5 protein-coding genes are annotated in these 12,911 nt (G+C 74.0%); all 5 read right to left on the reverse strand.

The annotated features are described in order from the left end of the window. Window positions 1-259: 259 nt before the first annotated feature. Complete coding sequence (locus tag ACIQOU_RS07870; RefSeq protein WP_401534952.1) at window positions 260-2,473, reverse strand: BTAD domain-containing putative transcriptional regulator; 2,214 nt, start codon at window positions 2,471-2,473, stop codon at window positions 260-262. A 161-nt stretch (window positions 2,474-2,634) separates the two neighbouring features. Then, window positions 2,635-3,498 carry a BTAD domain-containing putative transcriptional regulator gene (locus ACIQOU_RS07875; protein ID WP_401534954.1) on the reverse strand — a complete coding sequence of 288 codons (864 nt, stop codon included), beginning with the start codon at window positions 3,496-3,498 and terminating at the stop codon, window positions 2,635-2,637. 316 nt (window positions 3,499-3,814) lie between these two features. Next, complete coding sequence (locus tag ACIQOU_RS07880) at window positions 3,815-5,071, reverse strand: cytochrome P450 (protein WP_401534956.1); 1,257 nt, start codon at window positions 5,069-5,071, stop codon at window positions 3,815-3,817. A gap of 71 nt (window positions 5,072-5,142) precedes the next feature. Further along, window positions 5,143-6,573, reverse strand: a complete 1,431-nt coding sequence (locus ACIQOU_RS07885; RefSeq protein WP_401534958.1) for an FAD-dependent oxidoreductase — start codon at window positions 6,571-6,573, stop codon at window positions 5,143-5,145. 95 nt (window positions 6,574-6,668) lie between these two features. Beyond that, window positions 6,669-12,890 carry a type I polyketide synthase gene (locus ACIQOU_RS07890; RefSeq protein WP_401535789.1) on the reverse strand — a complete coding sequence of 2,074 codons (6,222 nt, stop codon included), beginning with the start codon at window positions 12,888-12,890 and terminating at the stop codon, window positions 6,669-6,671. Window positions 12,891-12,911: the final 21 nt, after the last annotated feature.

A 12,911-nucleotide genomic window follows, 5' to 3' on the forward strand; every position in this document is an offset into this window, starting at 1 on the left:
AGGACGTCCCTTACCGTCCAGGCCGGTTCCGCCGGGGCGAGGCAGGCTCCGGGGGCAAGTGCGGCACCGTCGCGGCTAGGCGCGCAGTTCCCCGCGCCCCTTAAGCGGCGACGCCCTCGGGCGCCTTGAAAGGCTCGCGAGCCCCAAAAGACACCCCAGGGGCATCGCCGGGAAGGGGCGCGGGGAACTGCGCGACCAGCCACAACGGCGCCGCACCCGACCACGGCAAACCCAGCGGTGCCGTGCTTGGGTAGGGGTGTTATGCCGTGGGGCATGGGTGGTAGGGGGTCAGGGGGGTCAGGGTCGCTATCAGGGTGGCGCATTGGGAGGCCAGGCCCAGGGAGCGCGCCCGGGCAAGGGTCGCATGCAACGTGTCCTGCTCCGCGTCCAACCACTGGACCGGATCGGCCACGATGCCCACCGCGTACTCGTCCGGCACCCGCCAGGCCTCGTCACCCTCGGATGCACCCGGGGTTCCCGGACCGGCGGGGCCCCCTCCCCGGGGGAGCCGGGAGGCACGTTCGGCCAAGGACTGCCAGCCTTGCAGGGCTCGGCGCAGCGCTGCCGGCTCTGCTTCCGGTTCTTCCCCGCGGAGGCGTTCCGTCGCGAAGACCCGGACCAGGTCGGTCCAGCGGAAGTGCCCGGGTTCGGCCGCGGACGTGTCGAGAAGGCCGGTCTCGGCGAGCCGTTCCAGCAGGTCGTCGGCGTGCTGCCAGCCGCCGTCCAGAACCGCAGCGGCCGTCCACCGCGGCAACCGGCGCCCGCCCAGCGCCCCCAGCCGCCGCAGCAGCCGGGCCTCCTCCGCGTCCAGGCCCGCGTGGACGGACAACAGGCGGTCGCGGACGGCGAGTTCGCCGTGGATGAGGGCGTCGAGGCGGCGGTGCTCGTCCTCCAGGGACCGCACCATCGTGGCGAGCGGCCAGTGCGGCCGGGCCCGGAGTCGGGCGCCGACGATACGCAGCGCCAGCGGCAGCCCGCTGGTGAGGTCGGCCAGGGCCGCCGCCTCCCCCGGTTCCCGCTCGACCCGGGCCCGCCCCGCCATCCGCGCCAGCAACGACGTCGCCTCGTCCTCGGTGAACGGTTCCACCGGCACGAACCGGGCGCCCGGCAGCCCCGTGAGCCGACGGCGGCTGGTCACGAGGACCGTGCAGCTGGCGGAGCCGGGCAGCAGCGGGGCCACCTCCTTCTCGTCCTCGGCCCCGTCCAGGAGCACGAGCACCTTCCGGTCGGCGAGCAGGCTGCGGTACAGGGCGGCGCTCGCGGAGACCCCGGGGAGGGCCGCCGCGTCGTACCCGAACCCGGTGAGGATCTGGGCCAGCGCCGCACCCGGCCCCGGCGACGGAACGCCGCCGAGGTCGACGTAGAGCTGGCCGTCAGGGAACGCGTCGGAGAGCCGGTGCGCCAGGTGCACGGCGAACGCGCTCTTGCCGACCCCCGCCATGCCGGTGATGTTCACGATGCGGGGTACGGCCCGCCCGCCCGGCCAGGCGTCGCCGCAGCCGTAAGCGCGGTCGCCGTCACCGTCGTTGCCGTCGTTGCCGTCGTTGGCGAGCAGCCCGGACAGGTCGGCGGCGAGATCCGTGCGGCCCGTGAAGTCCGGGAGGTCGGCGGGGAGTTGGCGGAGCGGGCGGTCGGCGAAGAGGTGGGTGAGGAAGGCGACCGGGCGGGGGGCGCTCTCCTCGGCCGGGAACAGGGCCGGGTCGTCGGCGAGGATCGCCTCCTGGAGGCGGCGCAGCTTCTCGCCGGGGTCCAGACCCAACTGCTCGGCCATGAGCGCGCACCCGTCCCGGTACACGTCGAGCGCCTCGCCCTTCATGCCCGACCGGTAGAGGGCGAGCATGAGGTGGTGGCGGAACCCCTCGGCGAGCGGGTCCGCCGCGAGCAGCACGCGCAGCCGCCCCACCACCTCCCGGTGCTGTCCGAGGCCGAGTTCCAGCTCGATGCTCTGCTCCAGGGCCTCGCCCCGCATCCGGTCCAGCCACAGCACCTGATCGCGCAGGGCCCGCCCGGCACCGTCGAGCGCGGCGCCGCGCCACAGGCCGAGCCCGCGCCGGAACGCGTCCACGGCCTCCTCGGCACGCCGGGCGCGGGTGAGGGCGCGGGCGTTCTCGACGTGCCGTTCGAAGCAGTGGCTGTCGAGGTGGTCCTCGTGGACGTCGAGCCGGTAGCCGGGCGGCTGGGTGACGATCCGGGCGGGCATCCGCAGATCGTCCAGGGCCCGGCGCAGGGTGTGCATACAGAACTGCACCTGCGCCCTGGCCGTCGGCGGCGGCGTCTCCTCCCAGATGGCGTCGACCAGTTGATCGATGCTCGCCACCCGATTGGCGCGGATCAGCAGAGCGGACATCGCGGCCTGCTGCCGACCGGGAAGCAGACACCTTCTTCCGTTGTCGTCGACGAGTTCCAACGGGCCCAGCAGCCTGAAAGGAATCTCTGACCGTGGCACTTCCGCGGGAGTGGCCCACATACCCATCCGCCAGTCACCCACATTCCGTCAATCGAGTTGGCCGCAACCGGATTTCACACTCAATTGAAAGTAACGAGGCAACGGGAGAATGGCGATCGTTCGAGTTCGATTCCCGGAGGTTGGCCGGGATGTTCCAGAGAGGGAATGGCCGGGACCGGACACGTCATTCAGGAAGGAATTCGGGGCTGTCCGGCGTTCGGTGTCGCGGGCTCCGGGACGCGGGCGCACAGAATGTCCTGATGGAGGCGGCGGGTGCGGGCCGAGGGTTCGATGCCGATCTCCTGGACCATGGCCCGGTGCAGCCGCTGGTAGGCCTCCAGCGCCTGCACCGTCTGGCCCGAGGCGTGCAGGGCGAGCATCAGGTACTCGTGGAACCGCTCGTGGTAGGGGTGGCGCACGGTGAGCATGGCCAGTTCGCTCACCAGCCGCCGGTGGCCGCCGAGCCGCAACTCACCCTCGATACGCAACTCCCGTACGACGAGCTGGCGTTGTTCGAGGCGGACGATCTCGGACCGCAGCGGCAGCCCGTGTTCGAGGTCGGGCAGGACCGGGCCGCGCCACAGGCTCTCCGCCGACCGCAGCGCCCGCACGGCGTCCGCGCTGTCGCCGCGCGCCGTGGCGGCTTCCCCGAGGTCGGCGAGGCGGAGGTACTCCGCGAGGTCGAAGTGCCCGTCGGCGGACGGGAATCGGTACCCCTCGTTGCTGGTGACGACGAGGTGGTCACGGACCCATCTGCCCGGCAGGCCCAGCTCACGGGCGAGCCGGTCGCGGATGTTGAGGACGTAGGTCTGGAGCGAGGCGCCGATCCTGCGGGGCGGGTGGGCGGACCACAGTTCCTCGGCGAGGGTGTGGGTGGGGACGACCCGGCCGTGGTTGAGGAGCAGCAGCGCCAGGATCTTGCGTTCCTTCGGCGCGGTGGGGGCGGCGGTGCGTCCGTCGCGCCGGGCGACGGCCAGCCTGCCGAGGATGGTGATCCGCAGCTCCTCGCGAACGACCCTCTCCTCACGCCCTGTTCGACCCGCCGGACCCACACGCCCCGTCTGCGGTAACGGAGTTGGGCCAGTGTGTCCTGTCTGGGGTACCTGAGTCGGCCCCGCACGCCCAGCCTGCGGCACGGAAATTGGGCCCGCTCGCCCCGCCTGCGGCACCGGAATTGGGCCCCCTCGCCGCTGGCGTACCTCTCGTCCTCCTGGACTCTCTCGCCCCGTTCGTTCCCCTCGTTCCTCTCCCATGTTCCGCTCCTCGGTAGCAGCCCGTGGCCGGGTGTCGCCACCCGGCCCGAGTATCAGCGTCAGCGTAGAAGTGGCCGCTTCCGTCCGGCTTCCGTCGCCGTTTCGCGGGGGTGTGTCACCAGGTGACCGGCAGCTCCGTGAGGCTGCGCATGATCATGATCTCGCGCCAGCGGACGTCGTCGGCCGGGATCGCGAGGGCCAGGTCGGGGAAGCGGGCGAGCAGGGAGCCGAGGGCGATCTCCATCTCGGTGCGGGCGAGATGGGCGCCGAGGCAGTTGTGCGTGCCGTGTCCGAACTGGAGATGCCGGTTCTCCTCGCGGTCGACGCGGAGGGCGTCGGGGTCGGTGAAGTGAGCGGGGTCGCGGTCGGCGGAGGCGAGGACGACCTTGACGAACGCGCCGGCCGGGATGACGGTGTCGCCGACGGGGACGTCCTCGACGGCGACGCGGAGGATCGCCGTCTCCAACGGGCCTTCGTAGCGCAGGAGTTCGTCGACGGCGGTGCGGATGAGGGACGGATCGCTGCGCAGCGCGGCGAGTTGGTCCGGGTGGCGCAGCAGGGTGAACACGGCGTTGCCGATGCCGTTGACGGTGGTCTCGTGCCCGGCGATGAGCAACTGCACGATCATGCTGACCAGTTCGTGTTCGGAGAGCCGGTCGCCGTCGCCGTCGTCGCGGACCGCGATGAGCGCGGTGACCAGGTCGTCGTGCGCTTCCTGGGTGTCCTGGGCGTGCTGACCGTCCTGGGCGTCGCGGGTCGCGCGTTTGTGGGCGACGAGGTCGGTCAGGTATGCGCCGAGGCTGCGCATGGCGTCGGTGGCGGGGTCGTCGGCGGTGCCGGTGTGGGGCAGGAACAGCGCGGAGGTCCACCGTTTGAAGTGGTCGCAGTCCTCGACGGGCACCCCGAGGAGTTCGCAGATGACCTCGATGGGGACCTGGGCGGCGAACGACTCCATGAGGTCGGCGCCGTGCAGCGGGGCGAGGTCGTCGAGCAGCCGGTCGACGATGGCCTGGACCCGAGGGCGCAGCGCGGCGATCCGGCGGGCGGTGAAGGCCCGGTTGACGAAGCGGCGCAGCCGGGTGTGGTCCGGCGGGTCGCTGGAGAGCAGGGTGTGCGGGGCGTCGTTGGCGGGGTCGAGGTACCCGTACGCGTGGGCGCCGAGGGCCTGTTGGACGCGGTGGCCGTCCATGGAGAACCGGGTGTCGGTCAGGGCGGCGCGGGCCTCGTCGTAGCGGGTGATCAGCCATACGTCGAGGCCGTCGGGGCGGGCCACGCGGTGGACGGGGCCCGCGTCGCGCAGGTCGGTGAGGGCGGGGTGGGGATTGTGGAAGTAGTCGGGGCTGTACAGCCGCACGGGGCAGGTGCCGGTCATGGGTTCCTCCGAGGCTGGCAGAAGGAAGGGCGGTTGGGGGAAGGGGAGTTGACGGCCGAGCGGGGCCGGGGTCAGTAGGCGACTCCGGTGACGGACACCAGGAGTTTGCGTTCGTCGTCGGTCAGCGGTGGTGCCGTGAGCGGGGGGTGGGCGGGGCCGAGGAGGGTGCCGAGGACGGTCCTCGGCGCCGTCACCCGGGACAGCGGGGCGGAGAGGGTGTAGAGGTCGGCGGCGACGGAGGCCACCGAGGGGCGGCTCGCTGACGCCCGGGCGAAACGGGCCAGGTAACGGCGCAACAGCCGTGCGGGCAGCCGTCGTTGGCTCCCGTCGTCCGGGAGGTAGCGCAGGTCCTGTCCGACCGCCAGCGTCCAGGCGTCCCGGGCCGCCCCGGCGACCGCCCGCTGGAAATCCCGGGAGCGGGCCGGGTCGGGGCCGTGCCGCTCCAGCACGGACCGCAGGGCGAGGGCCTCCTTGGCGGCGACGCTCATGCCGTGCCCGTAGACCGGGTTGAACGCGGCGGCGGCGTCCCCGAGGACCGTGAACCCGGCGGGCCAGAGCGGGAGTTGGTCGTAGTGGCGGCGGCAGTTGGCGGTGGAACGGGACTGGTGGACCGGTCCGACGGGTTCGGCGGCCGCGATGAGGTCGGCGATCACCGGGTGCCGCAGCCCCCGCGCGTACTCGGCGAACTCCCGTTCCCCTGACGGGGGTTGGGAGCCCCGGATGCCGGAGAGGGTGACGATCCAGCGGCCGCCCTCGATCGGCAGCAGCGTGCCGGCCTGCCCCGGGCGCGGATCGCCGGGGTCCGCCGTCACGTTGACCAGGGGGAACCCGGCGGCCTCGTACGGGGCTTGGAAGATCCGGGTCGAGTACGCCAGTCCGGTGTCGACCTTCTCCTCACGGGCCGGGGGCACCCCGAGCGCCGCCAGCCAGCTCGGGGCGCTGGAGCCGCGCCCGGTCGCGTCGACGACGAGGTCGGCGTCGAGATGCCCGGTGTGGTCCGCCTCTTCGCCGCGCCGGGCGCGTATCCGGACGCCGGTGACCCGGCGCGCGTCCCCGGTGAGTCCGTCGGCGTCGGTCTCCTCCAGGAGGGTGATGCGGTCGTCGGTGAGGACCAGTTCGCGGACGGTCCAGTCGAGGAGGGGGCGGCCGCAGGTGATGATCTGCTGGAAGTCGCCCTCGCGGGGCAGCCAGCCGTTGGCCGAGCAGGTCAACACCCCTGTCCGCACGGTCACTTGGTGGGCTCCGGAGGCGAGCAGGCGGCGGGTGAAGCCGGGCACCAGGGTCTCGATGGCCGCCACGCCGCTGGTCATGAGGATGTGGGCGTGCCGGGCCTGCGGGGTGCCCTTGCGGGGCTGCGGGCCCTCGGGCATCCGGTCCCGTTCGACGACGGTGACGCGCTGCGCGTACCCGGTGAGGACCGCCGCCGTCAGCAGGCCCGCGAGCCCGCCACCGAGCACGACCGCGTGCCGCACCCTGGCGGCGTCCGCCACTTCGTTCACCATTTCTTTCCTTTCGCCGCAGGAGCGATGCAGGGAGATGCAGAGGGATGCAGAGGGATACAGGGGCATTCAGAACTGCCCATATATTCCAGGGCTGTTCACAGGGATTCCGTGAGCCATTTCTCGATCACCCGGGCCGTTTCCGCCACCTGGTCCTCCAGCATCGTGAAGTGATTTCCGCAGGTGTCCATGGCCGTGTTCGGGAACGGCCAGGACGAACGCCAGACGGTGTCCTCCGGGGTGCCGGGCAGGGGGTCGGCGGCGCGCACCAGCAGGGTGGGCGCGGCGAGTTCGGACGGTCGCCAGCTGCCGAAGAGCCGGACGTAGCCGCCCATGGCCACGAGCCGGTCGTCGTTCAGGGGCGCGTCGGCGCGGCCCCGGGCGAGCATGCCGTCGGCCAGCCCGTGGCCGAGGCCGCCGAGGGTCTCGTCACCGAACATCACCGCGTCGACCAGGACCAATGCGGCGGGGCCGCGCTCCTCCGCCTCCAGTCGGCAGGCCACGGCGTGGGCGATCAGGCCGCCGGAGGAGTGCCCGAGCAGCACGTACGGCGCCTCACCGACGGCCCGCCGCACGGCCGTCGCCTGCGCCTCGACGAGCGCCTCGACGCCGGCCGGGAGCGGCTCGCCGGGCAGGAACCCGGGTTCGGGCAGGACCGTGAGGGACCGTTTCCCACGGAATTCGGCGGCGAGTCTCGCGTATTGGTGCGGCCCCGACACCGCCAGCATGGAAGGGAAGCAGATGATGCCGGGCGCCTGCTCGCCCCGCGCCAATACCAGGGGTTTCGGGGCGAGGTGGGCGGCCTGGTCGGTGTCGAAGGACGGGCGGAATTCCGAGGCGGCCATCAGGAGGGTCAGGAATTCCTCGAACCGGTCCTGCGCGCACGCCCTTTCCAGCAGCGGAACGAGCGTTTCCGGCGCCGGTGCGTCGAGGGTCGGCGTGTTCGAGGCCGCCGTGACCGGGGCCGACGGGTCCGTGGCCGACGGGCCCTGGGCCGACGGGTCCGGCGTCGGTGTGCCGTCCGTCGGCACCGGCAGCGGTACCGGCGTCGTCGGCCGGGGGATCGCCGTGCGCAGGCGGTGGGCGAGGGCGGTCGGGGTGGAGTGTTCGAAGAGGGCGGTGGTCGGCAGCCGGACCCCGAGGGCGTCGGCGAGACGGTTGCGGAGTTCGACGGTGGCGAGGGAGTCGAAGCCCATTTCGAGGAACTCCCCGTCGACCGCCACCGCGTCCGGGGCGGGATGGCCGAGGACGGCCGCCGCCTCCGTGCGGACCAGGTCGAGCAGGGCCGTGTCCCGTTCCGCGTCGGGCAGGGCAGCGAGCCGACGCAGCAGGGCCGCAGCGCCGCCCGCCGCGTCCGGCGTCCGTGTCCCGCGTCGGCGTGGGGTGCGGACGAGGCCGCGCAGCGGTGCCGGGAAGGCGTCGGGGCGGGACCTGGCCAGGCCGCGCAGTGCGGCGAAGTCCAGCCGGGCGGGGAGCACGAGGGCCTCGCCGGTCGCGCAGGCGCCGTCGAGCAGGGCCAGGGCGTCCGGTTCGGTGAGCGGGGTCATGCCCGCGCGGGCGATCCGCCCGAGGTGGGCTGCGTCGAGGTCGCCCGCCATGCCCTCCGGCTGCGCCCACAGTCCCCAGGCCAGCGAGGTCGCCGTCAGCCCTTGGGCCCTGCGGTGCGCGGCGAGTGCGTCCAGGTAGGCGTTGGCGGCCGCGTAGGCGCCCTGGCCGGGGGTGCCGAGGGTGCCGGCGGCCGAGGAGAACAGCACGAACGCCGACAGGTCGACGTGCCGGGTCAGCTCGTGGAGGTGGTGGGCGGCGTCGGCCTTGGCGCGCAGCACCGGGGCGGCCCGCTCAGCGGTGAGGGAGGTGAGGACGGCGTCGTCCAGCACGCCCGCCAGATGGAACACGGCGGTGAGGGGATGCTCGGCCGGTATCCCCGCCAGTACCCCGGCGAGGGCGTCCCGGTCGGCGGTGTCGCACGCGACGATTGTCGTCTCGGCGCCCAACTCGGCCAGTTCCGCGACCAGTTCGGCGGCGCCCCGCGCGTGCGGGCCCCGGCGGCCGAGCAGGGTCAGGCGGCGCGCCGCGTGGGTGCGGGCCAGGTGCCGGGCCAGGGTGCGGCCCAGTGCTCCGGTGCCGCCGGTGATCAGGACGGTGCCGGCCGGGTCGAGGAGCGGGGCGGGGTCGGGGACCGGGAGCGGGGTGAGCCGGGGGACGTGCAAGGTGCCCGCGCGCAGGGCGAGTTGGGGTTCTCCAGTGGCCAGGACCGCGGGGAGCCAGCGGGCGGGCAGGCCACGTTCCGGCTCGTCGTCGATGTCCAACAGGACGAACCGGCCCGGGTGTTCGCCCTGCGCCACCCGCACCAGGCCCCAGACGGCCGCCTGTGCGGGGTCGGTGGCGTCCGGGCCCACCGCTCGCCGGGTCAGCAGCACCACCGGGCCGCCGTCCTCGGCCAGCGCGGCCCGCACGTGCTCCAGGGCCCGCAGTGCCGCCTCGGTCGGTCCGGTGGCGTCCAGGCAGGGCACAAGGACCGCGTCCGGTACGGCGGACTCCCGGACGGCCGACAGGTCCGGGTGCACGGTGACCCCGGGGCCCCAGTCGGTGCCGGAGGCGTCCGCCACCGCCCAGACCCCGGCCGCCGGGGCGGGGGCGCCCGCCGGGACGCGGGTCCACTCCAGGCCGAACAGGGACGGGTGGCGGGCGGCGCGGGCCCGGGTGAGCTGTTCGGCGGCGATCGGCCGCAGCACCAGGGAATCCACCGAGGCCACCGGGCATCCGGTCAGGTCGGCTACGGCCAGGGAGACCTCCTCGGGGCCCACCCGGGTGAGCCGCACCCGCAGCGCCGTCGCGCCGGGGGTGTGCAGGGCGGCGCCGGACCAGGAGAACACCACGGGGGCGACCGCAGGCTGTTCCGGGTCGTCCGAGCCGCCCAGGCCCACGGCGTGCAGCGCGGAGTCCAGGAGCGCCGGATGCAGGCCGAACCGCTCGGCGAGCGGCTGTTGTTGGGCGGGCAGCTCCACCTCTGCGAAGGTGTCGTCGCCGCGCCGCCAGGCCGACCTGAGCCCCCGGAACGCGTCCCCGTACTCGTAGCCCCGGCCCGCGAAACGGTCGTAGAGCCGGTCCACGGGGAGCGGTTCGCTGCCCTCGGGCGGCCACTGCCGGAGGTCGAACTCCGGTGGCCCGCCCGCCGGTTCGAGGACGCCTCTCGCGTGGCACGTCCAGGGGTGCCCGTCGGCGCCGTCGGCCGGGCGGGAGGAGATCCGCAGCTCGCGCGCGCCCTGCCCGTCCGGGTCGCCCACCACCAGCTGGAGCAGGGTCGCGCCGGTCGCGGAGAGCACGAGGGGTTCCTCGACGACGAGGTCACCGACCCGCTCGCAGCCGACCTGTTCGCCCGCGCGCAGGGCCAGTTCCAGGAAGGCGGTGCCGGGCAGCAGGACGGTGCCGGCGATGGCGTGGTACTCCAGCCAGGGGTGGGTGCGCAGCGCGAGGCGGCCGGTGAACACCGTTCCCCCGTCGGCGAGTTCGGTGGAGGCGCCCCACAGCGGGTGGTCCGGGGCGGCCAGGCCCGCGGCCTCGACGTCGCCCCGGGCGGTGCGGTCGGCGGTGGGCCACAGCCGTTCGTGCTGGAACGCGTAGGTGGGCAGGTCCACCGGGTGGGCGGGCTCGGGGGCGTGCACGGCGTGCCAGTCGACGGTGGCGCCGTCCACGTGCAGGTGGGCCAGGGCCGTCAGGAGGGTGCGGGGTTCCGGGCGGTCGCGGCGCAGGGCCGGTACGACGAGCGCGTCGGGGGCGGTGAGGCAGTCCCGGGCCATCGCGGCGAGGGAACCGCCGGGCCCTGTCTCCAGGAACCGGGTCACCCCGGCCGCCTCCAGGGTGCGCAGGCCGTCATGGAAGCGGACGCCCTGGCGGACCTGGCGCAACCAGTAGGCGGGGGTGGCCAGTTCGCGGACGTCGGCGCGCTCGCCGGTGACGGTGGACACGAGGGGGATGGCGGGGGCGGCGAAGGTGAGGCCGCCGACCACCTGGGCCAGGTCCGCGAGCATGGGTTCCATCAGCGGGGAGTGGAAGGCGTGGCTGACGGTCAGCCGCCGGGTCTTGTACCCGTCGGCGGTGAGCTGTTCCGCGACCCCGAGCACGGTCGCCTCGTCGCCCGAAATGACCGTGGCCGCAGGGCCGTTGAGGGCGGCGATGCCGATCTGGTCGGTCAGTCCGGCGAGCGCGGGCAGCACGTCGGCCTCGGCCGCGCGGACGGCGACCATGGCGCCGCTCGCGGGCAGCGCCTCGATCAGGCGGCCGCGCGCGGCGACCAGGGTGCAGGCGTCCTGGAGGGTCAGGACGCCCGCGACGTGCGCGGCGGCGATCTCACCGACCGAGTGGCCCAGCACGAAGTCCGGTCGCAGGCCCCAGGATTCGAGGAGCCGGTGGAGCGCGACCTCGACGGCGAACAGCGCGGGCTGGGTGAACTCGGTGCGGTCCAGGAGGGCCGCGTCCTCGGTGCCGTCGGCGGCGAACAGCACGTCCCGCAGCGGCCGTCGGAGGTCGGCGTCGAGCAGTTCGCAGACTTTGTCCATGGCTTCGGCGAAGACCGGGAACCGTGCGTACAACTCCCGTCCCATGCGCGGCGTCTGGGCCCCCTGCCCCGGGAACAGCCAGGCGGAACGGCCGCCTTGGCGGGCGGTGCCGGTGACCAGAGCGGAGTGCCGCTCACCCGCCGCGAGGGCCGTCAGGCCCGCCAGGAGCCCGGCGCGGTCGGGGGCGGTCACGGCGGCCCGGTGTTCGAAGACGGACCGGGTGGTGGCCAGGGCCCGGCCGGTCGCGTCCACGTCGGTCGCGGGCCCGGCTTCGGTGTGCGCGAGGAGGCGGGCGGCCTGGGCGCGCAGCGCGTCCTCACCCCGCGCGGACAGCACCCACGGCACCGACGCCGAACTCCCCTCACCCTCGGCCGAGTTGGCCCGCCAGGCCTCCTCATGCGCGTCCGGGGCCTCCTCCAGGACGATGTGCGCGTTGGTGCCGCTGACCCCGAACGACGACACCGCCGCCCGCCCGGGCTCCCCGGTGTCCGGCCACGGGGCGCTGTCGGTGAGCAGGGACACCGCACCCGTGGACCAGTCGACGGCGGCGGAGGGCGGGTCCGCGTGCAGGGTCGCCGGGAGCGTGCGGTGGCGCAGCGCCATGACCGTCTTGATGACACCGGCGACCCCGGAGGCGGCCTGGGTGTGCCCGATGTTCGACTTCACCGACCCCAGATACAGGGGCAGTTGGCGGTCCTGACCGTAGGTGGCCAGGACCGCCTGGGCCTCGATCGGGTCGCCGAGCGCGGTGCCGGTGCCGTGCGCCTCCAGGAGGTGCACATCGGCCGGTGCGAGCCCGGCCCGGTCGAGGGCCTGCCGGATGACGCGCTGCTGGGCGGGGCCGTTGGGCGCGGTGAGTCCGCTGCTCGCGCCGTCCTGGTTGATGGCGCTGCCCCGGACCACCGCGAGGACCCGGCGCCCGTTGCGGCGGGCGTCGGTGAGCCGTTCCAGGAGGAGCATGCCGACGCCTTCTCCCCAGCCGGTGCCGTCGGCGTCGTTCGAGAACGGTTTGCACCGGCCGTCCGGGGCCAGGCCGCGCTGCCGGGAGAACTCGGTGAACGGTCCCGGCGTCGCCATCACCGACGCGCCGCCGGCCAGCGCCAGGTCGCAGTCGCCCAGGCGCAGCGTCTGGCACGCCAGATGCAGGGCGACCAGTGAGGACGAGCACGCGGTGTCCACGGTGAGCGCGGGACCCTGGAGGCCGAGGGTGTAGGCGACCCGCCCGGAGATCACGCTGGACGCGCCGCCGGTCAGGAGGTAGCCCTCCAGGTCCTCCGGCGGGGGCCACAGGCTCATGCCGTAGCCCTGGTCGGCGGCGCCGACGAAGACGCCGGTCCGGCTGCCGCGCACGGCGGCGGGCACGATCCCGGCCCGTTCGAAGGCCTCCCAGGCCGTCTCCAGGGTCAGCCGTTGCTGCGGGTCCATGGCGGCGGCCTCGCGGCGTGAGATGCCGAAGAAGACCCGGTCGAAGTCGGCCGCGTCGGTCAGGAAACCTCCCACCCGGACGTAGGAGGCGCCCGGCTGGTCCGGGTCGGGGTCGTACAGGGTGTCGAGGTCCCAGCCCCGGTCGGCGGGGAACGGGGTGAGCGCGTCCTGCCGCGCGCTCACCAGGTCCCACAGGGCCTCGGGGCTCGCGATGCCGCCGGGGAAACGGCAGCCGATGCCGATCACGGCGATCGGTTCCCGGGCGGCGTCGGTGAGTTCGCGGTGTTGGCGGCGGAGGCGCTCGTTGGTCTTGAGCGAGGCGCGCAGCGCCGCCACGACCTGCTGATCGGTCTGGTG

The organism is Streptomyces sp. NPDC091279 (assembly GCF_044757465.1).
Classification (GTDB): Bacteria; Actinomycetota; Actinomycetes; order Streptomycetales; family Streptomycetaceae; genus Streptomyces.

What these genes read in the sequence shown, in the direction of transcription:
- ACIQOU_RS07870 (WP_401534952.1), bottom strand. Translation starts at nt 2,473, where the DNA reads ATGGGTATGTGGGCCACTCCCGCGGAAGTGCCACGGTCAGAGATTCCT.
- ACIQOU_RS07880 (WP_401534956.1), bottom strand. Translation starts at nt 5,071, where the DNA reads ATGACCGGCACCTGCCCCGTGCGGCTGTACAGCCCCGACTACTTCCAC.
- ACIQOU_RS07885 (WP_401534958.1), bottom strand. Translation starts at nt 6,573, where the DNA reads ATGGTGAACGAAGTGGCGGACGCCGCCAGGGTGCGGCACGCGGTCGTG.